This is a genomic window from Streptomyces sp. NPDC047869 (assembly GCF_040704065.1).
Classification (GTDB): Bacteria; Actinomycetota; Actinomycetes; order Streptomycetales; family Streptomycetaceae; genus Streptomyces.
Genome location: NZ_JBEYRK010000025.1, coordinates 1 through 26,487, shown reverse-complemented (window position 1 = coordinate 26,487; position 26,487 = coordinate 1). Strand labels below are relative to the sequence as shown.

At 72.5% G+C, this 26,487-nt stretch carries 18 protein-coding genes and 2 pseudogenes; 10 read left to right on the top strand and 10 right to left on the bottom strand.

The genetic code is table 11. The features are described 5' to 3' along the window. Positions 1–8 precede the first annotated feature (8 nt). The 4 genes from AB0924_RS27420 to AB0924_RS27405 all read right to left on the bottom strand — a co-directional run bounded on the left by AB0924_RS27420 (position 9) and on the right by AB0924_RS27405 (position 5,260). Positions 9–1,004 (bottom strand): xanthine dehydrogenase family protein subunit M, encoded by a 996-nt coding sequence (locus tag AB0924_RS27420; RefSeq protein ID WP_358936559.1) that lies wholly within the window; start codon positions 1,002–1,004, stop codon positions 9–11. Then, positions 1,001–1,540: a 2Fe-2S iron-sulfur cluster-binding protein gene (locus AB0924_RS27415; RefSeq protein WP_366912794.1), complete on the bottom strand. Its 540-nt coding sequence runs from the start codon at positions 1,538–1,540 to the stop codon at positions 1,001–1,003. The genes AB0924_RS27420 and AB0924_RS27415 overlap by 4 nt, the downstream gene beginning before the upstream one ends. A 153-nt stretch (positions 1,541–1,693) precedes the next feature. After that, positions 1,694–3,880 (bottom strand): RICIN domain-containing protein, encoded by a 2,187-nt coding sequence (locus AB0924_RS27410; RefSeq protein WP_366912793.1) that lies wholly within the window; start codon positions 3,878–3,880, stop codon positions 1,694–1,696. 21 nt (positions 3,881–3,901) lie between these two features. Then, positions 3,902–5,260: a lectin gene (locus AB0924_RS27405; RefSeq protein ID WP_366912792.1), complete on the bottom strand. Its 1,359-nt coding sequence runs from the start codon at positions 5,258–5,260 to the stop codon at positions 3,902–3,904. 276 nt (positions 5,261–5,536) lie between these two features. On the opposite strand from AB0924_RS27405, the gene AB0924_RS27400 reads away from it, so the two are divergent. From AB0924_RS27400 to AB0924_RS27390, 3 genes are all read left to right on the top strand, one after another. Continuing rightward, positions 5,537–7,951, top strand: coding sequence for a glycosyltransferase (locus AB0924_RS27400; protein WP_366912791.1), 2,415 nt, complete (start codon positions 5,537–5,539; stop codon positions 7,949–7,951). A 109-nt stretch (positions 7,952–8,060) separates the two neighbouring features. Then, complete coding sequence (locus AB0924_RS27395) at positions 8,061–8,423, top strand: hypothetical protein (protein WP_358936569.1); 363 nt, start codon at positions 8,061–8,063, stop codon at positions 8,421–8,423. A gap of 202 nt (positions 8,424–8,625) precedes the next feature. Beyond that, entirely contained in the window at positions 8,626–9,594 is a 969-nt protein-coding gene (locus AB0924_RS27390) for a glycosyltransferase family A protein (protein WP_366912790.1), read from the top strand. Positions 9,595–9,614: 20 nt separating this feature from the next. On the opposite strand, the gene AB0924_RS27385 is transcribed toward AB0924_RS27390, so the two are convergent. Beyond that, entirely contained in the window at positions 9,615–11,561 is a 1,947-nt protein-coding gene (locus AB0924_RS27385; protein WP_358936610.1) for an ABC transporter ATP-binding protein, read from the bottom strand. Between the two features lie 186 nt (positions 11,562–11,747). On the opposite strand from AB0924_RS27385, the gene AB0924_RS27380 reads away from it, so the two are divergent. Further along, positions 11,748–12,722, top strand: coding sequence for a lysylphosphatidylglycerol synthase domain-containing protein (locus tag AB0924_RS27380; RefSeq protein WP_366912788.1), 975 nt, complete (start codon positions 11,748–11,750; stop codon positions 12,720–12,722). Positions 12,723–12,773: 51 nt separating this feature from the next. Beyond that, the gene (locus tag AB0924_RS27375) at positions 12,774–13,538 is read left to right on the top strand and encodes a crotonase/enoyl-CoA hydratase family protein (RefSeq protein ID WP_358936575.1); all 765 of its coding nucleotides are present in this window, start codon (positions 12,774–12,776) and stop codon (positions 13,536–13,538) included. A 40-nt stretch (positions 13,539–13,578) separates the two neighbouring features. Here AB0924_RS27375 and AB0924_RS27370 read toward each other — a convergent pair. The 4 genes and pseudogenes from AB0924_RS27370 to AB0924_RS27355 form a co-directional block, all read right to left on the bottom strand. Further along, positions 13,579–14,235: pseudogene (locus AB0924_RS27370) on the bottom strand (FAD-dependent oxidoreductase); the annotation flags it as partial. 426 nt (positions 14,236–14,661) lie between these two features. Further along, positions 14,662–14,805, bottom strand: a pseudogene (locus tag AB0924_RS27365) (FAD-dependent oxidoreductase); the annotation flags it as partial. Further along, the gene (locus AB0924_RS27360; RefSeq protein WP_358936577.1) at positions 14,802–16,205 is read right to left on the bottom strand and encodes an FAD-dependent oxidoreductase; all 1,404 of its coding nucleotides are present in this window, start codon (positions 16,203–16,205) and stop codon (positions 14,802–14,804) included. The pseudogene AB0924_RS27365 and the gene AB0924_RS27360, both read right to left, overlap by 4 nt. Then, a complete protein-coding gene (locus AB0924_RS27355) occupies positions 16,202–17,632 on the bottom strand; it encodes an FGGY family carbohydrate kinase (protein ID WP_366912787.1) in 1,431 nt (476 codons plus the stop codon). Before AB0924_RS27355 ends, AB0924_RS27360 begins: the two co-directional genes overlap by 4 nt. A gap of 263 nt (positions 17,633–17,895) precedes the next feature. On the opposite strand from AB0924_RS27355, the gene AB0924_RS27350 reads away from it, so the two are divergent. The 4 genes from AB0924_RS27350 to AB0924_RS27335 all read left to right on the top strand — a co-directional run bounded on the left by AB0924_RS27350 (position 17,896) and on the right by AB0924_RS27335 (position 22,173). Next, the gene (locus tag AB0924_RS27350) at positions 17,896–18,888 is read left to right on the top strand and encodes a hypothetical protein (RefSeq protein WP_366912786.1); all 993 of its coding nucleotides are present in this window, start codon (positions 17,896–17,898) and stop codon (positions 18,886–18,888) included. A gap of 38 nt (positions 18,889–18,926) precedes the next feature. Further along, positions 18,927–20,459, top strand: coding sequence for an amino acid permease (locus tag AB0924_RS27345; protein WP_358936583.1), 1,533 nt, complete (start codon positions 18,927–18,929; stop codon positions 20,457–20,459). Positions 20,460–20,636: 177 nt separating this feature from the next. Beyond that, a complete protein-coding gene (locus AB0924_RS27340; protein ID WP_358936585.1) occupies positions 20,637–21,722 on the top strand; it encodes a mechanosensitive ion channel family protein in 1,086 nt (361 codons plus the stop codon). 37 nt (positions 21,723–21,759) lie between these two features. Beyond that, positions 21,760–22,173, top strand: a complete 414-nt coding sequence (locus AB0924_RS27335) for a DUF4186 domain-containing protein (protein WP_366912785.1) — start codon at positions 21,760–21,762, stop codon at positions 22,171–22,173. On the opposite strand, the gene AB0924_RS27330 is transcribed toward AB0924_RS27335, so the two are convergent. Then, entirely contained in the window at positions 22,174–23,748 is a 1,575-nt protein-coding gene (locus AB0924_RS27330) for a M1 family metallopeptidase (protein WP_366912784.1), read from the bottom strand. A gap of 216 nt (positions 23,749–23,964) precedes the next feature. Here AB0924_RS27330 and AB0924_RS27325 point away from each other — a divergent pair, with 216 nt between their 5' ends. Further along, on the top strand, positions 23,965–26,184 hold the full coding sequence (locus AB0924_RS27325; RefSeq protein ID WP_366912783.1) for an NADP-dependent isocitrate dehydrogenase: 2,220 nt from the start codon (positions 23,965–23,967) through the stop codon (positions 26,182–26,184). Positions 26,185–26,487: the final 303 nt, after the last annotated feature.

Below are 26,487 nucleotides of genomic sequence, written 5' to 3'. Positions count from 1 at the left end.
GGAAGAGGTCAGGCCGTCGCGGGTGCGGGGGCGAGGCGGTTCAGGACGTCCAGGGCGAGGTTGCGGGCGAGGGGCACCTTGTACGCGTTGTCGCGCAGCGGCTCGGCGCGCTCCAGTTCCAGGGCCACGGCGCCCTCGAAGGCCTCGGGGGTCGCCGCCGCGCCCAGCAGGGCCGTCTCCGTGTGGTGGGCCCGCCAGGGCCGGTGGGCGAGGCCGCCGAAGGCGAGTCCCACCTGGTCCACGACACCGTCGGCGACGCGCAGGACGACGGCCACGGAGGCCAGGGCGAAGGCGTACGAGGCCCGGTCGCGGGCCTTGCGGTAGGCGGAGGGCACCCCGGCCCGGACGGCCGGGAGCAGCACGCCGGTGATCAGCTCGCCGGGGCGGATCTCGGTGTCCCGCTCCGGACGCACCCCGGGCAGCCGGTGGAAGTCGGCCACCGGGATGCTGCGCCCGCCCTCGGCGCCGTACAGCTCGACCCGGGCGTCGAGGGCGGCCAGGGCGACGGCCATGTCGGAGGGGTGGGTGGCGATGCAGTGCGGGGAGTGGCCGAGCACGGCGTGGTCGCGGTGGACGCCGTCGCGGGCACCGCAGCCGCTGCCCGGCTCCCGCTTGTTGCAGGGTTTGTCCAGGTCCTGGAAGTAGGGGCAGCGGGTGCGCTGGAGCAGGTTGCCGCCGGTGGTGGCGGCGTTGCGAAGCTGGCCGGAGGCGCCCGCGAGGAGTGCCTGGGACAGCACCGGGTAGCGGTCGCGGACCAGCGGGTGGGCGGCGAGATCGCTGTTGCGGACGGTGGCGCCGACGCGCAGCGCGCCGTCCGGCAGTTCCTCGACCGAGTCCAGCGGCAGCCGGCCGACGTCGATGAGGACGCCGGGGGTCTCCACGCCGAGTTTCATGAGGTCGACGAGGTTGGTGCCGCCGGCGAGGTAGCGGGCGCCGGGGTGGGCCGCGTAGGCCTCGACGGCCTCCTGGACGCCGGTGGGCCTGAGGTATCCGAAGCCTTTCACCCGATCACGTCCTCCACCGCTTCGACGATGCGCGGATAGGCGCCGCACCGGCACAGGTTGCCGCTGAGCCGCTCGCGGATCTCGGTCCCGTCCAGCGGTACGGGCCGGCCGGAGGGCTCCGCCGGGTCGGTGACGTGCGAGGGGTGTCCGGCCGCGGCCTCGGCGATCATGCCCACGGCGGAGCAGATCTGTCCGGGCGTGCAGTAGCCGCACTGGAAGGCGTCGCGTTCGAGGAAGGCCCGCTGGAGGGGGTGCGGTTCCTCGCCGTCGCCGCCGAGGCCCTCGATGGTGGTGACCTCGCTGCCGTCGAGGGTGACGGCGAGCAGCAGACAGCCGTTGACGCGGCGCCCGTCCACCAGGACGGTGCAGGCGCCGCACTGGCCGTGGTCGCAGCCCTTCTTGGACCCGGTGAGGCCCAGGTTCTCGCGGAGCAGGTCCAGCAGGACCCGCCGGTGGTCGACGAGCAGGGTATGGAGTTTGCCGTTGACCCGGAGGGTGATCTCCGAGTGCGGGTCGAGCGGTTTTTCGCTGGTCATGGCAGGGAGGGCCTTCCGGACGGGCCGTGGTGTCCGTGCACACCGCGTATCCAGGCTGCGACGCCTCACACGTCCCGGCCACTCCAGGGCACCCCGCGGCCCCCGTCGCCGGGCCGGTCGGCCGGTCCGGCGACGGGGGCGGGAAGGGCTCGGTCAGGGGTAGCTGACCAGGTCGGCGACGTTACTCGTCCGGTTCGAGGGTCCTCCCGTGTCGTTGATGACGTGGCTGATGGTGCCGGTGCCGCCCAGGGAGACGGTCACCATGCTGGTGAAGCGGACGCCGGGGGTGTTCGGTGCCTCGATGGCACGGGCCGCCGTGACGGCCGGGTCGGCGTTGAAGTAGCAGTAGCTGCCGAGGCCGTAGGCCTGGTGGCTGGTGACGGAGCCGGCGACCTTGTAGGCGGCGTAGCCCTGGGTGGAGCCGTTCATCCAGGCGGACTGGTTCGGCGGGTCGTAGGGCATCTCGTTCTGGAAGAAGTAGGTGCGGCCGCCGTTGCCGTTCCAGATGGTCTGGTACTTCTGGAAGTGCTCGACGAACAGTCCGTACATCGTCACGTCGTCGCCGTTGACGACGAGCCCGGTGTCGGCGGTGTTGCTGGTCCAGCCGACGCCGCTGCCGTGGTCGGCGCGCCAGATCCACATGTGGTCGCCGATGACGTTGTCGCTGTTGACGACGAGGCTGGTGGCCGCCTTGCCGACGCCCGCGCCGCCGACGCGGAAGTAGACGTCGTGCAGGGATGTCGGGTCGTCCGCGTGGGAGGCGGTGGAGCCGGCCGGCCCGATCTCGACGAGGGTCTTCGAACTGGTGGTGCCGGCGTCGAAGAGCAGGCCGGCGATCTTGACGCCGTCGACGTCCGCGACGGTCATGGCGGTGACGCCGTTGTCCGGGACGAAGGTGGCGAGCCCGAGACCGAGGACGACCGTGTCGGGCCGGGTCACCTTCAGGGTCTGGTCGAGGTGGTACACACCGGGGGTGACCAGCAGGTCCTGTCCGGCGGCGAGGGCCGCGTTGATCTGTGCGGCGGTGGCGCCGGGCTTGACCACGTAGAACCGGCTCAGCGGCAGCGAGGTGCCGGCCGGGCTGCCGCCCGCCCAGCTGGTGGCCGTGGAGTCGGTGCGGGTGGACGGCACGAACACCTGGTACTTCCCGGCGCCGTCGACGTACAGGAACGGCTTCTCCCGGGTGACCGGGCTCCGGGCGACGGTGGTGTGCGGCGGGTCGGGGAAGCTGGTGCCCGGGACGCCCTGGCTGCCGACGAAGACCATGTTCCAGTTCGAGCCGGTCCACCCGCCGAGCTGCGAGTTGCGGGTCAGCCACTGCTGCTGGCTGCCGGAGTTCACCTGTCCGTCGATCTTGCTGTCGGCCAGGTAGCCGCCGGAGGACCAGCCGCCGTCGTCCAGGGCGAGGTTCCCGCGCAGGTGCATACGGCGGTACGCCGCCGCCTGTGAGACCGCCCAGCGGTCGCCGCCGTTCTTCGGGGTGACGGACAGGTTCTCGGCGCCGCGCCAGAAGTTCTGGGTGGCGTTGCCCTGGAACCAGTCGGCCTCCGCGTGCACCGCTCCGTTGACGTTGACGGCGTCCGGGGTCAGGCCGAGGCCGAGGACCTGGGTGTAGAAGCCGACGTTGACATCGGCGCTGTAGGTGCCGGGCTTGAACAGGACGGCGTAGCGCTGGGAGCCGAACTGGTCGGTCTCCTGCTGTTTGAAGATCGAGTCCAGTCTGCTCTGGATGGTGGCGGCGGACATGGACGGGTCGAACAGGGCCACGTTGGGGCCGAGGTCGGGGTCGTCGGAGTTCTGGGACACCGGGGTCACCCGGAAGCGCTGGGCGGCGGTGCCGTTGCAGGTGTACTGGACGAACTGCGTGCTGTCGGCGGTGGACGCGGCGGGGTCGTCCAGGCACTTGCCGCTGTTGCGGCTGACGAAGTGGAAGGCACCGCCGCCGTCGTCCACGGGCAGCCACTGCTGGTTGGCGCCGCCGCCGTAACTCCACAGGTGGACAGGGGCGTTGTCGGCGGTGGAGATGTCGGAGACGTCCACGACCTGGTTGGTGTCGTTGCGGTTGCCGATGCGGACGTAGCCGTCGCTCGTGGCGGTGAAGCGCCATTGCTGGGCGGTGGTGCCGTTGCACGTGTACTGCTGTACCGCGGTGCCGTCGGCGGTGGCGGCCGCGCGGGCGTCCAGGCACTTGCCGCTCGCGGCGTTGGCGACGGTGGCGAAGCCGGTGGGCAGGGCGGTGGCGGCCCTGGCGGGCGTAGGAGCGGCGGTCAGCAGGGACGCTGCCGCCGCGGTGACCAGCGCGGCCGCGGTGGTGCCGCGGCGGCGGGCAAGGCGAGGCACGGGATCTCCTGGTGGACGGGGTCAGCCGGTGTAGCCGGCGAAGACGCGGGTGTAGTCCCAGGCGGACTGGGAGACGCCGGAGCAGCTGTCGGCGGGGCCGCCGGTGCACGGGCGGTCGCGGTTGGCGGACCAGAAGGTGAGCCGGGCCAGGTGGTGTGCCTGCGCGTAGGCCAGGATGGTCCGGAAGTCGTTCACCGTGACGGTCTCGTTGTTGTCGGTGACGCCGTTCATGGACGAGATGCCCATGTCCCGGTAGGCCTGGTCGTCGCTGTAGTGGTAGGCGTTCTTCAACGCGTTCTTCAGGCCTTCGGCGGCCCGCGTGGTGAGGTTGCCCATGTTCTGTCCGGCGCCGCCGAAGTCGAACGGCATGATCGCCCAGGCGTCGACGGTCAGTCCGGAGGAGGCGGCCCGGTTGATGAGGCTGGTGTCGGGGCCGCTCTGCCCGGTCCCAATGGTGATGTAGACCTTCAGCCCCGGGTTGTTGGCCTTCACGGTCTTCAGGGCGTCCACGGTCCGCTGCTGCACGGTGCCGTTGCTGTAGGCGTCGGCCTCGAGGTCGATGTCGATCGCCTTCAGGCCGTAGGCGCTGACGACCTTCTGGTAGGCGGCGGCGAGTTCGCCCGCGCTGGAACAGGAACTCTCCAGCTTGTTGCCACTGTATCCACCGAAGGACGGGATGATGTCACCGCCGCCCGCCCGCACGGTGCTGACGGTCTGCTGGTCGGCCCCGCCGGTCAGCGGACGGCTGCCGTCCCACTGGGGGTTGCAGTAACCGTTGCTGAGCACGAAGGCGAGCGTGAACCACTTCACGCCGGTGGCCCGGGTGATGGTGGTCGGGTTCGGCGGACTGCCCCAGCCGTTGTATAGGTACGGCGCCACGGCCATCGGCGCGGAGGTGCCGCCGCCGCTGTCCGCCACGGGCGCGCTCCACTTCTGGTTGGCGCCGCCGCCGCAGCTCCATATCTGGACCCGGGTGCCGTTGGCCGGGTTGTTGCCGGTGACGTCCAGGCACTTGTCCGCCTGGGGGTTGACGATGTCGTGGGCCGCGCTGACGGTCCACTTCTGGTTGGCGCCGCCGGTACAGGACCACAGCTGTGCCTTGGCGCCGTCGGCGGTCGAGTTCCCGGTGACGTCCAGGCACTTGCCCAGGGCGCGTACGGTGCCGTCGCCGCCCACCGTCCACTGCTGGGCGGCGGTGCCGTTGCAGTCGTAGAGCTGGACGGGAGTGCCGTCGGCGGAGTTGGCTCCGGCGACGTCGAGGCACTTTCCGGCGAGGCCGGTGATGGTGCCGGTCGCGGCGTGGGCCGGGGAGGCGGTGAGCAGTCCGGTGGCGAGGGACAGGGCGGCGAGCGAGACGAGCGTGCGGACAGGTCTGGCCATGTGCGGGACGGCCTTTCGCGTGGGGGGGTGACCGGAACCAGGCACAACACCGAAGTGGGACGCGGGAGTTGACTGGACCCGGAGTCTTTGTTTAAGGCGTGAAGTTAAAGGTCCGGACCACTGGCGTCAAGGGGGCGGGCACTGCCGACGAGCGGAGACCGGCGACCTCGCCACGCCGTGGGCACGAGGCACCACGCTGAGGGCCGCCCGGGTGATTGTCCTGCCGGCCGGTCCACCGGAAAAAGCGTCGCCCCGGCGAATCGGCATACTGACCCAATGCGGACGCAGCAGAAGATTCCCGCCTTGATCCACCAAACCTGGAAAGACACCGATGTACCACCGGAATGGGAGGCGTGGGCCGATTCCTGGCGCCGGCACCATCCCGGCTGGGGGTACCGTTTGTGGACCGACGCGGACAATCGCGCATTCCTCCAGGAGCACTATCCGTGGTTCCTGCCCGTCTACGACGGCTATCCAGAGGCGATCATGCGGGCCGACGCGATCCGCTATTTCCTGCTCGACCATTTCGGCGGGCTCTACGTCGACCTGGACTTCGAGTGCCTCAGCCCTGTCGGCGACATCCTCGACGGGCGCGAACTCGTCCTCGGCCGCGAACCCGAGGCACACACAGGGCTGCTGCTGGCCCGCCAACGCGGATTCGGCCGCATCGTCGGCAACGCCTTCATCGCCTCACGGCCGGGCCATCCCTTCTGGGCGCATGTGCACCGACACCTGGTGGGCTGCCACAAGTCGCCCAGCGCGCTGGACGCCACCGGGCCTTTCTTTCTCACCAGAGCGGTCGACAGCGCCCCGGATCCCACCTCCATCACGGTCCTCGATCCGGAAATCCTCTACCCCGAGGTGAGTCCGTACGCGGCAGAACTGTTCGGCCCTCAGAAAGCCGACTACGAACGTGCCTACGCCGTGCACCACTGGTCCGGAAGCTGGGTGGCGGACACCCCCGCCGGCCCCCGGGCCTCCGTCGGCAAACGGTTCCCGTTCTGGACGAGCCAGGAGATGCACCCCCTTGCCGACGGCATGCTCAACCTTGACGCGCAGCGCCACCGCTGGGCGTCGGGCGCGCCCGCACCGACGGTGTCATGCCTGATGGTGACCAAGGATCGCTCGTCGACGGCCCGTCGCGCGATCAGGTGCTTCCGTGCGCAGACCTACCCGAGCCTGGAACTGGTCGTCGTCGAGGACGGCACGGACGACGCGCTCGAACAGCACATCCGCGAGCAGGGCGACCCACGCATCCGCCATCATCGACTCCCCCCGGAGGGGCGGCCGTTGGGCGAGCTGCGCAACGAAGCGGTGGACCGGGCCACCGGGCCCTACGTATGCCAGTGGGACGACGACGACCTGTATGACCCGGAGCGGGTCGAGACACAGATGGCGGCGATCCTCGCGCTGGGAACCGACGCCTGCTTCCTCGCCCGTGAACGGCTGTGGTGGCCCGCTCGGCGCAAGCTCGCGATCTCCTGCGCGCGCGTCTGGGAGGGGTCGATGGTGTGCGCCAAGGATCGGCTGCCGCGCTACCCGGCCCTGCGCCGGGGTGAGGACACGCCGGTGGCGGAAGGGGTGGTCCGCGGCTGCCGGGTGGTGTCGGTCGACGCGCCCGAGCTGTACACCTACGTGTGTCACGGAGGCAATACGTTCGACGAGTCCCATTTCGCCGAGCACTTCGACGTGGCGACCGAGATCTGGGCCGAACCCGGCGCCTACGCCGAGCGGTTGCAGGCCATGGCGACGCGGTTGCCGATCGAGCCGAAGGACATCGCCCACGCCGAGACGGGCCCCGCCGCCCCTCCGGCCCGCGCCCGGGGACCGCGGACGGCCGTGGAGCCGGCCCCGGTCCCGGCAAGCGAGCGGCCACGGGTGCTGGTGCTCACCCCCGTCAAGGACGCGGCCGCATTTCTGCCCCGCTATCTGGAAAACCTTCGCGCCCTGGACTACCCGCGCGAAGCGATCTCCCTGGGCCTGTTGGAAGGCGACAGCAGGGACACGACGCGAGAACTGCTCCAACAGGCCCTGCCCGGCCTCGAGTCGGAGTACCGGCGGGTCACCCTGGCGCACCGCGACTTCGGCCTGCAGCTGGAGGGCCCCCGTTGGGAGACGGGCGTGCAGCGCCGACGCCGGTCGGTGCTGGCCAGGGCCCGCAACCATCTGCTCTCCCGGGCCCTTGCCGACGAGGAGTGGGTGCTGTGGCTCGACGTCGACGTCACCGACCGCCCGGCCGACCTGATTCAGCGCCTCCTCGGAGCGCGCAAGGACATCGTCGTCCCGCACTGTGCCACCACGGCGGGCGGACCCACCTACGATCTCAACACGTTCGTCCTGCACCGCAGGGCCGGCACGCTCAACTGGGATCAGTGGCTGCGTGACGGCATCCTGCAGCCCCCCAGAGGGTTCGGCCGGACCTACCTCGACGAGCTGCGCGGACAGGGGCTGGTCCGTGTCGACTCGGTGGGTGGCACGGCACTGCTGGTTCGCGCCGATCTCCACCGTGACGGCCTGGCCTTCCCGTGCTTCCCGTACCAGCACCTCATCGAGACCGAGGGCCTGGCCGCGATGGCCCGGGACATGGGCACCGCCTGCTGGGCCCTGCCGGACCTCGAAGTGCTGCATCCGCACCAGGTCCCGGACCCGGCGGGCGTCCGCCACGCCCCCGTCCTGACTGACTTGGAGTAATCATTTTGACGCGGAAAGTAAGCAAATCCTACGGTGGCGCCACTGCCCCGGTCGCGGAACGTACCGGCCTCGAAGGGCAGCTCCCCACCCACGAAAGAGAGCCCCCACCATGAAAGCCCGAGTCATATCCTCACTGGCCCTTCCGGCCGCACTGGCGACCGCCGGACTGCTGAACGGCGCGGAGGCGGCCTACGCCACGGCCCTCGCTTCGGACTCGCTCGCCACGTCGACGACACACGGGCAAGCGGAGCACGCGAAAGGCGACGCCGCCGTCCTCTCCGGCGCCGAGCACCCCTGCACGCCCATCGGCAACATGACCATCACCGACTACGTCCACTGCTGCACACCCATCGGCAACATGACCATCACCGGCTACCACCACTGCTGCGCACCCGTCGCCAACCTCACGTTCTGCGACTACGGGCACCACGGGCACCAGTACCCCTTCGACATCTACCACCTCAAGGGCTAGGGGCGACGACGGCGCTCCGCCGACAGCGGTGATCCGGCGGGTCCACTGCGACACCGGCCTTCCCACAGGGCCGGAGGGGGGGCTGCCGGCACCCGGCGACGCGCGATCCCGGCCCCCCACCACCGATCGGGGCCTCTTCGGCCCGCTCCCGCCGCCCCCGCCCTTCCCCTTCCCGTTCTCATCCCGAAGCGAAAGACGGCGCATGCCCGAGAGATCCGCTCCCGTGGTTTCGGTGGTCATCCCGTGCCACGACTACGCCCGCTATCTGCCCGACGCGGTGTCCAGCGTCCTTGCCCAGACGTTCGAGGACTGGGAACTGGTCGTCGTGGACGACGGCAGCACCGACGACACCGCCGAAGTGACCGAGGGCCTGATCGCCCGGCACCCCGACCGGCGCATCAGACTGCTCCGACAGGCCAATGCCGGGGTCTCCGCCGCGCGCAACACCGGAATCGAGGCCGCCGCCGGCCGCTACATCCTGCCCCTGGACGCCGACGACATGATCGCGCCCACGATGCTGGAGAAGACCGTCGCGGTGCTCGACAGCGATCGCGAGGTCGCCATCGCCTCCACCGACGTGTTCACCTTCACCGACGACGATCTGCCCCCGCAGGTGATGCCTCTCCCCGCCTACAGCAGAGAACTGCTGCTCCAGCGACTGATCATGTTCTACTGCTCGCTCTACCGCCGTGAAGCGTGGCAGACCGTGGGCGGCTACGACGAGAACATGCGCGCCGGCGAGGACTGGGACTTCTGGATCGGCTGTGCCGAACACGGCTTCGACGCGCACCACATCCACGAGCCGCTGTTCGGGGCGCGCAACAAGGACACCGGACTGCACCTGGAAGCCGCCGAGAACGATCTGGCCATCCGGGCCCGGATCGTGGCCAACCACCCGGACCTGTTCAAGCCGATCACCCGCGGCTGGGCACACGCCGTGCTGAGCCAGGACGCGGGAGCCTGCCTGCGGGACGAGAACGTGCCCGACGACATCCTCACGCGGGCCGCCGAGATGGACCAGTTCCTCAGCGCGGTCATGGCCCTGCAGCGGACCACGCGGGTGCAGTACTACCACATCCAGCGCCTGGAGAAGGCGCTGGCCGCTCACGGCGGAGCCGCCGGCCCGCCCACCGGGGGAAGGGAAGCGGCGCCGACGGCATCCGCCGTGTGACGAGGGTTCGGGAAGCGGCACTAGGCCGATGGCACCTCGGCCGGTCCCGGCATCCCCGTCACAGCCGTCGGGCCCGCCACAGCCGTCGGCGTCGGCGACTCGGTGTGTCCGTCCCGCCGGGCGAACTGGGTGCGGTGCAGCTCCGCGTACCGCCCGTCCGCCGCGAGCAGCTCCCCGTGCGTGCCCCGCTCCACGATCCGGCCGGACTCCACGACCAGGATCTGGTCGGCGGCCCGCACGGTGGACAGCCGGTGGGCGATCACCACGGCGGTACGGCCCTCCAGGGCCTCGGTGAGGGCCTCCTGCACGGCCGCCTCCGAGGTGTTGTCCAGGTGGGCGGTGGCCTCGTCGAGGATGACCACGCGCTGGCGGGCCAGCAGCAGCCGGGCGATGGTCATGCGCTGGCGTTCGCCGCCGGAGAGCCGGTAGCCGCGCTCGCCGACGACCGTGTCGAGTCCGTCCGGCAGGGAGCGCACGACCTCGGCGAGGCGGGCGCGGCCCAGCGCGTCCCACAGTTCCTCGTCCGTGGCGGCCGGACGGGCGAGCAGCAGGTTGGCGCGGACGGTGTCGTGGAAGAGATGGCCGTCCTGGGTGACCATGCCCAGGGTGGCCCGCAGCGAGGCGGCGCTCAGGTCGCGTACGTCGGCCCCGCCGATCCGCACGGCACCGGAGTCCACGTCGTACAGGCGCGGCAGCAACTGCGCGATGGTGGACTTGCCGGCGCCGGAGGAACCGACCAGGGCGACGGTCTGGCCGGGTTCGGCGCGGAAGGAGATGCCGTGCAGCACCTCGGTGCCGCCGCGGGTGTCCAGGGCGGCGACCTCCTCCAGGGATGCGAGCGAGACCTGGTCGGCGGACGGGTAGGCGAAGCGGACGTCGTCGAACTCGACCGCGACCGGCCCCTCCGGCACCTCGGCGGCGTCCGGCTTCTCCTCGATGAGCGGCTTCAGGTCGAGCACCTCGAAGACCCGCTCGAAGCTGACCAGGGCGGACATCACCTCGACGCGGGCCCCGGCGAGCGCGGTGAGCGGGGCGTAGAGCCGGGTGAGCAGCAGGGCGAGGGAGACGACCGCGCCGGCCTCCAGGGTGCCACGCAGCGCGAACCAGCCGCCGAGGCCGTAGACGAGGGCCAGGGCGAGGGCGGAGACCAGGGTGAGGCTGGTGATGAACACCGACTGGGCCGTGGCCGTGCGCACCCCGATGTCGCGCACCCGGCGGGCGCGGGCCGCGAACTCCGCCGACTCCTCCTCCGGGCGGCCGAACAGCTTGACCAGGGTGGCGCCGGGCGCGGAGAAGCGCTCGGTCATCCGGGTGCCCATGGCCGCGTTGAGGGCCGCGGCCTCCCGCTGCATCCGGGCCATGCGGCTGCCCATGCGGCGGGCGGGCAGCACGAACACCGGCAGCAGCACCAGCGCGAGCAGCGTGATCTGCCAGGACAGCGTGAGCATCACCGCGAGGGTGAGCAGCAGGGTGACGAGATTGGTCACCACGCCCGAGAGGGTGTTGGCGAACGCCCGCTGGGCACCGATCACGTCGTTGTTGAGACGACTGACCAGCGCTCCCGTACGGGTACGTGTGAAGAACGCGACGGGCATGCGCTGCACATGATCGAACACAGCCGTGCGCAGGTCGAGGATGAGGCCCTCCCCGAGCGTCGACGACAGGCGCCGGCCGACGACGCCCAGTCCCGCCTCCGCGAGCGCGACCAGCGCGATGAGCAGGGAGAGCCGTACGACGGTCCCGGAGTCGTGGCCCGCCACGATCGCGTCGACGACGTGACCGGCGAGCACCGGGGTGGCCACGGCCAGCAGTGCCGTCACCACCCCGAGGAGTACGAAGCGGATGATGCCCGCGCGGTGCGGGCGGGCGAAGGCGGCGATACGGCGCAGTGTGGCGCGGGCGAAGGGGCGGCGCTCGGCCTGTGCGTTCATGACGCTGTGCAACTGCGTCCAGGCGGTGGTCTCCATGCTCATGGAAGAGAACGTAGGACCTCAAGCGTCGTTGAGGTCAATGTCCGGGCCTCCTCGTTTCCGCCGGCCTCCCCGCGTCCGGAGGATTCCGTGACTCGTTCCGCTCATCCGCTGCCCGTCCGTAAGCCGCCGTCCGCGCCCGCGCCATCCGCCGTTGGCGCGGCGCGGAGAACCTCTTCCGGTGTGACAGCGCTCCGATTCCCCGACGTCCCCCGGGGACGCCTCCCCCGGCGTTTCCCGGTCCGGCACGCCCTGTGCGCGGTGCCGCTCGTGCTGGTCGCCGTGGCCGCGGTGCGGCACCGCTCGGTGCTGGCCGAGGGCTTCGGCCAGTTGCGCACCGCCTCCTGGCCGTGGCTGCTGGCGGCGGCCGCCGCGACCTGCCTGACCTGGGTGGCGGCCGCGTTCACCCGGCAGGGCGCGGTGGTGCAGCCGCTGCCGAAGCGGCGGCTGCTGGCCACCCAGTTCGCGGCGGGCGCGGCCAACCATCTGCTGCCCACCGGGCTCGGCGCGAGCGCGGTGAACCTGCGCTTCATGACCGTGTGCGGGGTGCCGCTGGCCCGCTCCTCGGCGGCGCTGGCCCTGTATCTGCTGGCGGAGAGCGTGGGCCGGCTGGGTCTGCTGGCCGCGCTGCTGATCGCCTTCCCCGGCGCGCTGCGGCCGGGCACGCTGCTGCCCGCCGGTTCCGCGCTGCCGCTGCTGTCCGGCACGGGTGCGCTGGTGCTGCTGGCGGCGGCCGCGCTGGCCCTCGTACGGCGGCTGCGCACGGCCGTGTGCGCGTTCCTGCGGGAGGCCCTGGGCGAGGCGCGGTCGGTGCACACGCGTCCGGCCCGGGCACTGGCCCTGTGGGGCGGCTCGCTGGCGTTCCCGGCCTGCCAGGCGGCCGCTCTCGCCGCGGTGGGCCGGGCGCTGGAGCTGCCGGTGCCGCCGGCGCACATGGCGCTCGCGTATCTCGCGGCGACGGTCGCGGTGGCACTGGTGCCGACACCGGGCGGGATCGGCTCGGTGGAGGCGGCGCTGATCGTGGCGCTGGTCGCGGCGGGCGGCCCGGCCGCGGTGGCCACCGCGGTGGTGCTGGCCTACCGGATCATCACCGTGTGGGTGCCGCTGGTGCCGGGGGCGCTGACGCTGGGGGCGCTGGTGCGGCTGAAGGTCATCTGAGGCAGAGTGGCCCTTCGAGCCGCCGCCGCACCCCCGAAGAGGAGCACCGCCGTGCCGGTCCGCGTGGAGCGCAGGGAACACGTCACCACGGTCGTGCTGTCCCGGCCGGAGGCCCGCAACGCGGTCGACGGCCCGACGGCCGCCGAGCTCGCCGACGCGTTCCGGGCGTTCGAGGCCGACGACGCCGCGCGGGTGGCGGTTCTGTGGGGTGAGGGGGGCACGTTCTGCGCGGGCGCCGACCTCAAGGCGGTCGGCACGGAGCGGGGCAACCGGGTCGCGGAGGACGGCGACGGGCCGATGGGGCCGACCCGGATGCGGCTGTCGAAGCCGGTGATCGCCGCCGTCGCGGGCCACGCCGTCGCGGGCGGCCTCGAACTGGCCCTGTGGTGCGATCTCCGGGTCGCCGAGGAGGACGCCGTCTTCGGGGTGTTCTGCCGCCGCTGGGGCGTTCCGCTGATCGACGGCGGCACGGTACGGCTCCCCCGGCTGATCGGCACCAGCAGAGCCATGGACATGATCCTGACCGGCCGCCCGGTCCCGGCCCGCGAGGCCTACGACATCGGCCTCGCCAACCGTGTGGTGCCGACGGGCCGCGGCCGCGCCGAGGCCGAGGAACTGGCGGCCACCATCGCCCGCTTCCCGCAGGCGTGCCTGCGCGGGGACCGGGCCTCGGTTCTGGACCAGGACGGCCTGTCCGAGGAGACGGCGATGCGCGGTGAACTCCGGTACGGCGTCGCCGTGCTGGCGGAGGGCCTCGAGGGCGCGGCGCGGTTCGCGGGGGGTGCGGGGCGGCATGGGTCCTTCACGGAGCTGTGAGGACCCCGGGGTTCACGGCCGGCGGGACCGGCCGGCCCCGTCAGGCGCCCGGCCAGGGCGCCCCCGCCAGCCAGTGCAGTACCGCGCCGGCCGTCGCCGTCCCGTCGCTCGTGGCCGCCGCGGCGCGCTGCCCCGGGTGGTGCAGGCCGCCGGCGGCGAAGACGCCGGGGCGTGAGGTGTACGGGCTCGCGCCCAGCCGGATGCCGGCGGTCCGGGCGAGTTCGTTCTCGGCCACGAAGTCGCCGGTGAAGACGATCGTGTCGCAGGGCAGCACCGCCGTACGGCCGTCGCGGTGGCGCAGGCGGACACCGGACAGGCGTCCGTGGCCGAGGAGTTCGGTGACCGTGGTGCGGGTGAGGAGGGGGATGCGGCGGCCCAGGCGTGCGGACTGGGCGCGTACAGGCGGTACCTGGGCGCGCTCCTGTTCGGTGACCAGGGCGGCGACCGTGGCACCGGCCGCCCGCAGGGTGCCGGCCGCGGCGTACGAGACGTACTCGGCGCCGACCACCACCGCACGGGTGCCGATCGGCTGCCCGAACAGGTGCACGGCCTGCTGGAGTTCGCCGGTCGTGTAGACACCGGCGGGCCGGGTGCCGGGGACCAGCCGGGCCGCGCGGGGGCGTTCCCGGGCGCCGGTGGCGAGGACGACGGCTCGGGCCCTCACCGTCTCCAGCCCGCCGGGGCCGACTGCCGTGAGGACCGGTCCGGGCCGGTCGCCGGAGCCGCCGGCCGCGCCCGTCCGGGCGGCACCGGCCGGCCCCGGAACACGGGGCGCGCCCGCTGAAGCCGCGCTCCGGGCCCCCGGGGCACCGGCTTCGCCGGCTGCCCTGGCGCCGTCGGCCACCGGGCCGTCGACGACGCCCTCCGATGCCGCGCCCTCGCCCGCCGGGCCGCCGACCGGGCCCGCCGCCACCGCGCCGGCAGGCCCGGGGCCGTCCACCGCGCCCGTCCCGCCGGGTGTCGCCGGAAGCGGTGGCCCGGCGTCCGCCCACTCCAGAACCGTCACCCCCGTGCGCACCACGGCACCCGCGCTCACGGCGGCCGCGGTGAGGAGCCGGGCGTAGTCGGGGCCGGTCAGCGGACGCGTCCAGGTGCCGAAACCCCGGTGCGCGCAGTGGCGGGGCGCTCCCCCGGGCCGTTGCTCCCGCTCGAGCACCTCCACCCGGCCGGCGCCGGCGGCGGCCAGGCGGGCCGCGGCGGCGAGTCCGGCGGGGCCGGCGCCGACGACGAGGACGTCGACGGAGCGCACCGGCGGGTTCGCGGTCATGGGCGCGCCTCCTCGAACAGCTCCCGTACCGCCGCCCCGCAGTGGAAGCCCTGGCAGCGGCCCGCCCGGGCGCGGGTGCGACGGCGCAGGCCCTCCAGGGTGCGCGGCGGGATCGTGCTGGCGAGGGCGTCGCGGATCTCGCCGCGGGAGACCCGTTCGCAGTGGCAGACGAGCATGCCGTACTCCGGGTCGGCCGCGATCAGTTCGGGCCGCAGGCAGGGGCGCGGGAAGGTCTCGCCGATGCCGGGCATCCGTACCGGCTCCGGTTCGCGCTCCGGGCCGAGGTCGAGCCCGGCGCCGGCCAGCAGTCCGACGACGTGGGCGGCGATGGCCATGGACGCGGTGAGGCCGGTGGAGCGGATGCCGCCGACGGTGACGTACGCCTGCCCGGGGTGGGCGGTGATCCGGTAGTCGTCGTGTTCGGTGGCGGCGCGGAGCCCGGCGTAGACGGCGGTGACCTCCTCGTCGAGCAGCGCGGGGAGGATGCGGCGGCCCTTCTCCCGCAGCAGGGCGAGGCCCTCCGCGGTGGACTGGGTGGCCCGCTTGTCGTCCAGGTCCTCGGCGGTGGGGCCGAGCAGGACGTTGCCGTGCACGGTCGGCGCGATCAGGACGCCCTTGCCGAGAGCGGTCGGGACGGGGAGGAGGATGTGCCGGACCAGGGGGCGGGCGAACCGGTCGTGGACGATGAGCTGGCCGCGGCGCGGGGTGACGGTGAAGTCGTCGTGGCCGAGCGTCCGGTCGAGGGTGTCGGCGTGCAGTCCGGCCGCGTTGACCAGGTGCCTGGCGCGAAGAGTGCCCCGGGATGTGGTCAGCAGATGGGTGCCGTCGCGCCGGTCGGACCGGGTGACCCGGGTGTTCAGGTGCAGGTGGACACCGGCGCGGACCGCCTGGGTGGCGTAGGCGAGGGTCGTCGTCCAGGGGCAGATGATGCTCTCGCCGGGCACGTGCAGGGCGCCGAGCGCGCCGGGGCCGAGGTGCGGTTCGCGGGCGTGGACCTCGTCGGCGCCGAGGAGCCGGGTGTCGGGGCAGCCGTTGCGCGCGGCCTTCTCGGCGAGCCGGGGCAGGGTGGCGAGCTGTTCCTCGTCCCAGGCGACGAGCAGGGCCCCGGTCCGTTCGACGGGGATGCCGGACTCGGCGGCGTAGGCGGCCAGCCGCCGGGAGCCCTCGCGGACGAGTGTGGCCTCCAGGGAGCCCGGGGTGGCGTCGAAACCGGTGTGCAGGATGGCGGTGTTGGCCTTGGAGGTGCCCTGGCCGACGTCGTCCTGGGCCTCGGCCAGGGCGACGCGCAGCCCGGGGTGGCGGGCGAGTTCGCGGGCGATGGCGCAGCCGACGACCCCGGCACCGACGACCGCGACGTCGTACGGCTGCTCGGGCAGCGGCCCTTCGGCGGTGACCGTCATGAGCCGAGCAGCGCGGCGACCGCGGTACGGAAGCCGGCCAGGCGTTCGGCGGCCTGGTCGGCCGGGATGCGGGGCTCGTACACGGCGGCCGGCTTCCAGTCCGGAAGGGCGTCGGTCACGCTCAGCGCGGGGTCCGCGCCGAGCCGGGCGAGGGCGGCGGCGCCGAGCGCGGTGGCCTCGGGCAGGGCGGAGACCTCGACGGGGAGCTGCAGCAGGTCGGCCTGGGTCTGCATGAGCAGGGCGGAGCGGGTCAGGCCGCCGTCGACGCGCAGTGTGTCCAAGGGGGTGCCGAGGTCGGTGGCGGCCGCCCGGGCCAGCTCGCTGACCTGGGCCGCCAGGCCCTCGCACAGGGCGCGCACCAGGTGTCCGGGGCCGGTGTCCAGGCCGAGCCCCGTCAGCGAGCCGCGCAGGTCGCCGCGCCACCAGGGAGCGGCGAGGCCGGCGAGGGCGGGGACGAAGGTGACGCCGCCGCTGTCGGGGACGGCGCCGCCGACCGGGTCGAGGTCGGCGGCCGAGGAGATGACGCCGAGGTCGGTGAGCCAGCGTACGGCGGAGGCGGCCGTGTACACCTGCCCGTCGAGGCAGTAGCCGGTGTCGCCGGCGAGCCGCCAGGCGACGCAGCTCACCAGGCCGGAGTCGCCGCGCCGGGGTGTGCCGCCGGCGTGGGCGAGCAGGAACGCGCCGGTGCCGTAGGTGCACTTGGCGCCGCCGGGTCCGGTGATGCGCTGGGCGAGCAGGGCGGCCTGCTGGTCGACGATCAGACCGGTGACGGGGATCTCGGGCCCGAAGGCCCGTGTCGTGCTCACGGGTTGCGCGTTGTCGGTGATCTCCGGCAGCCGTTCGCCGAGCAGTCCGTACGCCTCCAGCGCCCGCGCCGACCAGTGGGCGCCGTCGAGGTCCAGGAGCTGGGTGCGGCCCGCGGTCGCCGCGTCGGTGACGAAGGCGCCGGTGAGCCGGTGGACCAGCCAGGCGTCGGAGGTGGTGACGACGCCCTCGCGGGTGAGGTGGCGGCGGATCCAGGCCATCTTGGGCGCCGCGAAGTACGGGTCGAGGGGCAGCCCGGTGAGCCGCCGCAACTCGTCCGCCTGGTCCGTCAGTTCGGCGCACACGGTCTCGGCGCGCCGGTCCTGCCAGACGAGGGCGCCGGTCAGCGGGCGGCCGGTCGCGGGGTCCCAGGCGAGCACGGTCTCGCCCTGGTTGGCCAGGCCCATCGCCACGACGTCCTCGCCAGCCTCGGCCAGCGCGGCCCGGCCGGCCTCCAGCACGGAGGCGTACAGCGCGCCGGGGTCCACCTCGACCCGTCCGCCGGGCAGATGGCAGGGCCGCACGGCGGCGAAACCGGTGCCCAGGACGCCGCGTTCGGGGCAGACCACCAGCGCCTTGGTGCCGGACGTGCCCTGGTCGACGGCGAGCACCGGCCCCGTCATCGCACCCTCCCGCGCGTTCGTCCGGCCCTTCGAAGATCGGCGCGAACAGCCTGCCGCCGGGCGGCGTCCGGCGTCAAGCGCGTCCGGCCGGTGATCAACTACGCGTTGGAGAAGTTGAGTTGACATCGATGGCACGGCGCAAACGACACCCCTATAGTGACCGCCGACCCCGTACGTGACCTCCAACCACCGCCCCGAGGAGGGCTGTTGCCAGCGCACCGCGTCACCCTGCCCGTCCGCTCGCGGACCGGGGCGGGTGGCTGATGGCCAGAGAGGGCGCCCGCCCCGCCTACGACCCCGCCGGTCACGACGGCGCCCTGCGCGGCGCCCTGCAGGAACTGCGTACCGGCCGCTGGATGGCGATGCGCACGCTGCTCGCGGACACGACGAGCCGGTGGCAGTGGACGCAGCGCACCCAGATCCTGGCGGCCGCGGCGGCCGGCACCGACGTGGTGCGGGCCTGGCTCGCGGAGGAGCCGGACAGCGTGCCGGCCGCGGTGATGCACGCCCGCGTCGGCGTGGAGCGGGCCCTGCGGGCACGGCGCGAACGGCACCTGCGGGCGCACGAGTTGTGGATCGAGGCCTGGGACGCCGCGCAGTCCGCCGCCCAGGCCGCCCCGGACGATCCCGTGCCCTGGGTGTGCCTGCTGGCGCTGGCCCAGCTCGACCCGGAGCAGCGCTGGCCGGAGCACCGGACGCCGCCGCCGGAACCCCTGCTGCCGCCGGGCCCCTGGGGACTGCTCGCCGAGGCCGGCAAGCGCGACCCGCACAACCGCGAGGCGCACCACCGCATGCTGCAGTTCCTGTACGCCACCGCCGCCTCCGACCGGCTCGCCGAGGCCGCCCGGTACACCCGGTGGGCCGCCGCCCAGGCGCCGGCCGGCTCCGCCCCGCACGTGCTGCCGCTGTACGTCCGGGTCGAGCGCTACCGGCGGGCCGCCGGCCACGACGCCGCGCTCGACCTGCACTGGGTCGCGGAGGACGCCACCCGTGAGGCGACCCGGGCGCTGCGTTCCTGGTTCGAGCACGCACCCCGGGCCGAACGCTCCCTGCTCGACCTCAACCACCTGGCCCACGCGCTGTGGGGCGCCCAGCGGTTCGCCGAGGCGGCCCGGGTGTTCGACGCGATCGGCCCGTACTTCACGCCACCGCCCTGGATGTACCGCGCCCCGGACCGCGGCCCCGCGGTGGAGGTGTTCCTGCGGGCCAGGGACCGCTGCCGCGCGGCAGAGGAGGATCCCGGCCCCCGCTCCTGACGCTCCCCCCTCGTTTCCCCCCTCCCGGAGGTTCCCGCATGTCCCCCGCGCCCGATCCGTCGCCCTCCCCCGCCCGGCCACAGCACGACGAGGAACAGCGGCTGCGTGAACTCGGCTACCGCCCCGTGCTGGCCCGCCGCATGGGCGGCTTCGGCAACTTCGCGATCAGCTTCTCGGTGATCTCGATCCTGTCCGGCTGCATGACCCTGTACGGCTTCGGCCTCGGCACCGGCGGGCCGGCCGTGATGCTGTGGGGCTGGGCGGGCGTCGGCCTGTTCGTGCTCTGCGTCGGCCTGGCGCTCGCCGAGGTCACGAGCGCCTACCCGACCTCCGGCGCCCTGTACTACATGGCCGACCGGCTCGGCGGCCGCCGCTGGGGCTGGTACACGGGCTGGCTGAACCTGCTGGGCCTGCTCGGCGCGATCGCCGGCATCGACTACGGGGCCGCCCTGTTCACCGGGGCGTTCGCCAGCCTCCAGTGGGGCTTCGAGCCGACACCCGGCAAGACGATGCTGATCTTCTGCGCCATTCTGCTGCTGCACGCCGTGCTGAACCTGTTCGGCGTCCGCCTGGTCAGCCTGCTCAACTCGGTGAGCGTGTGGTGGCACCTGGCCGGTGTCGCGGTCATCGTCGGCGCGCTGGCGATCGTCCCGGACCACCACCAGTCGCCGTCCTTCGTGTTCACCACGTTCGTGAACGACACCGGGTGGTCGAGCCCGCTGTACGTGGCGGCGATCGGCCTGCTGCTCGCCCAGTACACGTTCTGCGGCTACGACGCCTCCGCGCACCTGTCGGAGGAGACCTCCAACGCCTCGGTGTCGGCGGCGAAGGGCATCGTGCGGTCCATCTGGGTGTCGTGGATCGCGGGCTTCGTCCTCCTCGCCGGACTGACCTTCGCCATCCAGGACTACGACGCCACGCGTGCCACGGACACCGGGGTGCCGCCCGCGCAGATCCTGCTCGACGGTCTCGGCACCGGCGGGGCGAGCGTGCTGCTGCTCGTCGTGATCGTCGCCCAGTTGTTCTGCGGGAACGCCGAGGTGGCCGCGGCCAGCCGGATGGTGTTCGCGTTCAGCCGGGACGGCGCCCTGCCGGGCTCGCACCTGTGGCGCAAGGTCAGCAGCCGTACCCAGACACCGGTCGCGGCGGTCTGGCTGTCGGTGATCGTCGCCGGTGTGCTCGCCCTGCCGTCCCTGTACTCGGCGACGGCGTACGGCGCGGTCACCGCCATCAACGTCATCGGCATCACCCCGGCCTACGCCATCCCCGTTCTGCTGCGGCTGCGCGCCGGCGACCGGTTCCGGCCGGGTCCGTGGCACCTGGGCCGGTGGAGCAGGCCGGTCGGCTGGATCGCGGTGGCCTGGGTGGCCTGTGTGACGGTCCTGTTCTGTCTGCCGCAGTCCTCGCCGGTGACCGTCGACACGATGAACTACGCGGCCGTGGCACTGGTGGTCGTGCTGGTGCTGGCCAGCATCTGGTGGTACGTCGCCCGCCGTTCGTACGGCACGCCCACCACCGCGGCCTACGGTGACGACCGCGATCAGGCCGAACTCGCCGAGGGCATCGTCTGATCCGCGCCCTCCCGGTGCGAACCGGGCCGCCGGATACGGCAGGATGAACGACCGCGCCGCCCGCCGACGACGTCGGTGGCCGGCGCGATCGCACATGTACGGACATCGAGCAGGTGACAACGTGACGAGACTTCACTCCAGGCTCCGCGCCGCCCTTTCACACCCCGGAGGTGACCGGTGAACCGGGCGCTGACCCTGCACGACCTGGTCCTCGCCGGCATCGCCGTGGCCGCGGGGCTGCTGCTGGCCTTCCTGTCCCGCACGGTGCTGCGCTGGCTGGGCAAGCACGCGAAGCGGACCCGCTGGAGCGGTGACGACGTCATCGTGGACGCGCTGCGCTCCGTCGTCCCGTGGGCGGCGATCGCGGGCGGCGCGGCGGCGGCCGCCGCGGTACTGCCACTGACCCGGACCGTCCAGCACCACACCGACCAGTTCCTCGAGGTGTGGCTGATCCTCGTGGTGACGGTGTCCGCGGCCCGGGTGATCGCGGGCCTGGTCCGGTCGGTGACGCAGTCCCGCTCGGGCGTGGCCGGTTCGGCCACCATCTTTGTGAACATCACCCGGGTGCTGGTGCTGGCGATCGGCTTCCTGGTGGTGCTGCAGACGCTCGGCGTGTCCATCGCGCCCCTGCTCACCGCCCTGGGCGTCGGCGGTCTGGCCGTCGCGCTGGCCCTGCAGGACACCCTCGCCAACCTCTTCGCGGGCATCCACATCCTCGCCTCCAAGACCGTGCAGCCGGGCGACTACATCCGGCTCAGCAGTGGCGAGGAGGGGTACGTGGTGGACATCAACTGGCGCCAGACGACGGTCCGCCAGCTCTCCAACAACCTGGTGGTCATACCCAACGGCCAGCTCGCGAAGACCAACATGACCAACTACACGCGACCCGAGCAGCAGTTGACGATCCTGGTGCAGGTGGGCGTGAGCTACGACAGCGACCTGGACCACGTCGAGCGCGTCACCCACGAGGTCATCGCCGAGACGATGACCGGGATCACCGGCGCCGTCCCGGACCACGAGCCCGCGATCCGCTTCCACACCTTCGGCGACTCGCGCATCGGCTTCACGGTGATCCTCGGCGTGGGCGAGTTCAGCGACCAGTACCGCATCAAGCACGAGTTCATCAAGAGCCTGCACCGCCGCTACCGCGAGGAGGGCATCCGCATCCCGTCCCCGACCCGGACGGTGGCCCTGCAGCAGGGCGCGGTGGTGATACCGCAGCAGCGCGGCGCGGAGGAGCCGGCGACGGCCCTGGCCGACTAGAACCCGAGGGCGTCGGTCGGCGTACCCTCGAAGGGCCATGACCTCTCCGCCGCCGGACCCGGCCGCCCGCTCCCTCGACGAACGGCTCGACGCGATCGCGCGTCAGCCGTTCCGGGCGAAGTTCCGGCTGCGCGGGCGGGAGCTGGCCCTCGCCGGGCAGAAGGGGCCGGCGACGATCCGGTGGCATGCCTACGACCTGATCGCCCAGCGGCTGGCCCCGGCCCGGCCGCACAAGGACGGCAGGCAGACGCCTTACCGGGGGCATCCGGTGTTCGTCGCCCAGCACGCCACCGCGACCTGCTGCCGGAGCTGTCTGCAGCGCTGGCACGGCATTCCCCGGGGACGGGAGCTGAGCCGCGCCGAGCACGTGTACGTCGTGGACGTGATCTGCCGGTGGATCGAGCGCGAGGTGGCGGGCGGCGCCGGGCCGGACGCCGCCCGCCACGGCTGATCAGAGCGTGGCCGAGTTCTCGTGCCAGTGGCCGCCGCGCTTGCTGTGCGGGGCCGCGAAGGAGGGGGCGACCGGGTTCACCGTCCAGTCCGGGTGGCCGGGCATGCGCGGCGTTGTGGTGCCGTAGAGCCAGTCGCGCAGGAAGCCGGACTGGTCCTGCCCGGAGACCTCGGAGGCGACGTCGATGTAGTCGGCGGTGGTCGCCGAGCGGTCGCGGAAGCGCTCCAGGAAGGTGCGCTCGACCGTGTTGAACACCTGCTCGCCGACGAGCTCGCGGAAGGCGTACAGGACGAGGACGCCGCCCAGGTAGCGCTGGCTGTCGAAGAGGTTGGCCTCGTTCGGGGAGGCCACCGGGCCGGAGTCGTGGCGCCACTGGTCGCCGCGGGCGTAGGTGTCCTTCATCCGGGCTTCCATGGTGGTCAGGCCGAGGGAGTCGGCCCAGCCGCGCTCGTAGCGGTAGAGCAGCCCGTAGAAGTCGGCGTGGCCCTCGTTCAGCCACAGGTCGGCCCAGGTGGCGGGACTTACCAGGTTGCCGAACCAGGAGTGGACCAGCTCGTGCATCATGTGCGAGCCGATGCTCTTCTCCGGCTGGAGCAGGAAGTTCGGCTTGTACAGGGTGAGGGTCTGCGTCTCCAGGCCGGTGAAGTCGAAGGCCTTCGGATCGTCGGAGTTGCACGGCAGCAGGCCGTACGTCTCGAACGGATAGGCGCCCAGCCGGTCCTCCAGCCAGGTCACCAGACCGGGGGTGAGGGCGAGGGCCGGTTCCAGGGCGGCGGCACGGGCGGCGGGCACCACGTCGCGCAGCGGCAGGCCGTGCGGGCCCTGGCGGTCCTTGATCACGTAGTCGCCGACGGTGATCTGCACGAGTTCGGTGGCCATCGGGGAGGCCGAGCGGTACGAGTACGCCGTGCGGTCGCCGCTCAGCGTCTCGGTACCGGTGAGCAGGCCGTTCGCCACCGCGCGCAGGCCGCTCGGGACCGTGAGGCGGAAGGTGAAGTGCGCCTTGTCGGAGGGATGGTCGTTGCACGGGAAGACGGTGTGCGCGGAGTTCGGCTGCGGGCAGGTCGCGAAGCCGTCGGGGGTGGGCACCCAGGCGGTGTGGGCGAGGGCGCGGCGCGGGTCGGCGGAGTAGGCGACGGTCACTGTGGCCCGCGCGTCCGGCGGCAGGGTCTTGGCGGGCGTGATCCGCAGCTTCTCGTCCACCTGGGCGAAGGCGGCGGTGGCGCCGTTGACGCACACGGTGCGTATGTCGAGGCCGAGGGCGTCCAGCGAGAGGCGGCTGAGCGGGCGGTCGGCGCGTATCTTCAGCGTGGCGGTCGCGTCGACCGTCCTGGCCGTGGCGTCCCAGGCCAGGTCCAGGTGGTAGGACGAGACGCGGTAGCCCTGGTTGCCGAGGGCGGGGAAGACGGGGTCGCCGAGGGTCTCGGGGCCTGGGGCGGCCGCCGGGCGCGGCGCCCTGTGCGCCGCCGCGCCCGGGCCCGAGGGAAGCGCCTGGGCCGGGGAGCCCGTCGTCAGAGCCGCGGCCGTGCCGATCAGGGCGGCCGCCGGGGCCGTCACTCTGGTGCGATATCTCATGGTCCGCTTTCGGTCGGGCGGCCGGGTGGTCGGTTCCGGCCGCCGGTCGTGAGCGATCACGCGTGGTCAGTGGTGATCGCTTGTCATGACCACAAGAAGGCGGGATCGGTTGCACCGGGGCGGCACGAATTTCCGGCCGGGACCCCTGTCGAGCCGGACCCGGTCACGAGATATCTTGATGTCGAGCAATGTTGCAGACGTGGAGCGGAGCACCCGGTGACTGACTCGACCATCATCTACACCTACACAGACGAGGCCCCGGCCCTCGCGACGCACTCGTTCCTGCCGGTGATCCAGGCGTACGCCTCGCAGGCCGGTGTGCCCGTGGAGACCCGCGACATCTCGCTGGCCGGGCGCATCATCGCCGTCTTCCCGGAGTACCTGAACGAGGACCAGCGCATTCCCGACGCGCTGAGCGAGCTGGGCGAGCTGGCCAAGACGCCCGCCGCCAACATCATCAAGCTGCCGAACATCTCGGCGTCCATCCCGCAGCTCAAGGCCGCCGTCGCCGAGCTGCAGGGCAAGGGCTACGCGCTGCCGGACTACCCGGACGACCCGAAGTCCGACGAGGAGCGCGAGATCCGCGCCCGGTACGACAAGATCAAGGGCTCGGCCGTGAACCCGGTCCTGCGCGAGGGCAACTCCGACCGCCGCGCCCCCGCCTCCGTGAAGAACTACGCCAAGACCCACCCGCACCGCATGGGCGCCTGGAGCTCGGACTCCAAGACCAACGTGGCGACGATGGGCGTGGACGACTTCCGTTCCACGGAGAAGTCCGTGGTGATCTCCGAGGCCGGCGCGCTGCGTATCGAGCTCAAGGGCGACGACGGCTCGACCACCGTCCTGCGCGAGTCGGTGCCCGTCCTCGAGGGCGAGGTCGTCGACGCCTCCGTGATGCGGGTCGGCGCGCTGCGCGAGTTCCTGACCGCGCAGGTCGCCCGTGCCAAGGAGGAGGGCGTCCTGTTCTCCGTGCACCTGAAGGCCACGATGATGAAGGTCTCCGACCCGATCGTCTTCGGCCACGTGGTGCGCGCCTTCTTCCCGAAGACGTTCGCGAAGTACGGCGAGACCTTCGCCGCCGCCGGCCTGACCCCGAACGACGGCCTGGGCGGCATCCTCAAGGGCGTCGAGTCGCTGCCCGAGGGCGCCGAGATCAAGGCCTCCTTCGACGCCGAACTGGCCGAGGGCCCGGCGCTGGCCATGGTCGACTCCGACAAGGGCATCACCAACCTGCACGTGCCGTCCGACGTCATCGTCGACGCCTCGATGCCGGCCATGATCCGCACCTCCGGTCACATGTGGGGCCCGGACGGCCAGGAGGCCGACACCCTCGCGGTACTGCCGGACTCCTCGTACGCCGGCGTCTACCAGGCCGTGATCGAGGACTGCCGCGCCAACGGCGCCTACGACCCCTCGACCATGGGCTCGGTACCGAACGTCGGTCTGATGGCGCAGAAGGCCGAGGAGTACGGCAGCCACGACAAGACCTTCGAGATCCCGGTCACCGGCACCGTCCGCCTGGTCGACCAGGCCGGCAACGTCGTGATCGAGCAGGCGGTCTCCGCCGGCGACATCTTCCGCGCCTGCCAGACCAAGGACGCGCCGATCAAGGACTGGGTGAAGCTCGCCGTCACCCGCGCCCGCGCCACCGGCGACCCGGCCGTCTTCTGGCTGGACGCCACCCGCGCCCACGACGCCAACCTGATCGCCAAGGTCGAGCAGTACCTGGCGGAGCACGACACCGAGGGCCTGGACATCCGGGTCCTGTCGCCGGTCGAGGCCACCAAGCTGTCGGTGGAGCGCATCCGCCGGGGCGAGAACACCATCTCGGTCACCGGCAACGTGCTGCGTGACTACCTGACCGACCTGTTCCCGATCCTGGAGCTGGGCACCAGCGCCAAGATGCTGTCGGTCGTCCCGCTGATGGCGGGCGGCGGTCTGTTCGAGACCGGTGCCGGCGGCTCCGCGCCGAAGCACGTGCAGCAGCTCGTCAAGGAGAACTACCTGCGCTGGGACTCCCTCGGCGAGTTCTTCGCCCTGGTCCCGTCCCTCGAGCAGTACGCGGCGGCCACCGGCAACACCCGCGCCAAGGTCCTCGCGGACACCCTCGACCGCGCCACGGCGACCTTCCTCAACGAGGACAAGTCCCCGACCCGTCGCCTCGGTGGCATCGACAACCGCGGCAGCCACTTCTACCTGTCCCTGTACTGGGCGCAGGAGCTGGCCGGCCAGAGCGACGACGCCGACCTGGCGAAGGCGTTCGCCCCGTTCGCCGAGACCCTCGCGGCCGACGAGCGGAAGATCGTCGACGAGCTGATCGCCGTGCAGGGCAGCCCGGCCGACATCGGCGGCTACTTCCAGCCGGAGAAGGCCAAGGCGGACGCGGTCATGCGCCCGTCGGCCACCTGGAACGCGGCCCTCGCGTCCCTGAGCTGAGGTACGCGGCGGTTCAGCCGCCGCCGTGAGTGATCCTCCGCCCCGGCCGGTGCACCCGGCCGGGGCGGAGGCATGCCGGGGCGAGGGCGGGTCCTGCCGGGGGGGCGGGTCCTGCCGGGGGCGGTGCGCCGCCGCTTCCGTACCGGTTCCGCCGCCGGGCCGGAAGGCGTTGATGCTCCTATTGCTGTCAAGCGGCTTGGAGCCAGTTGCGGTAGGCGTGGGCGAGGTCGTCGTCCCTGCTGAGTCCTCGTTCGAGTCTGGAGATGGTGGTCGGCCAGACTCCGAAGTGCTGGGCGACGGCGG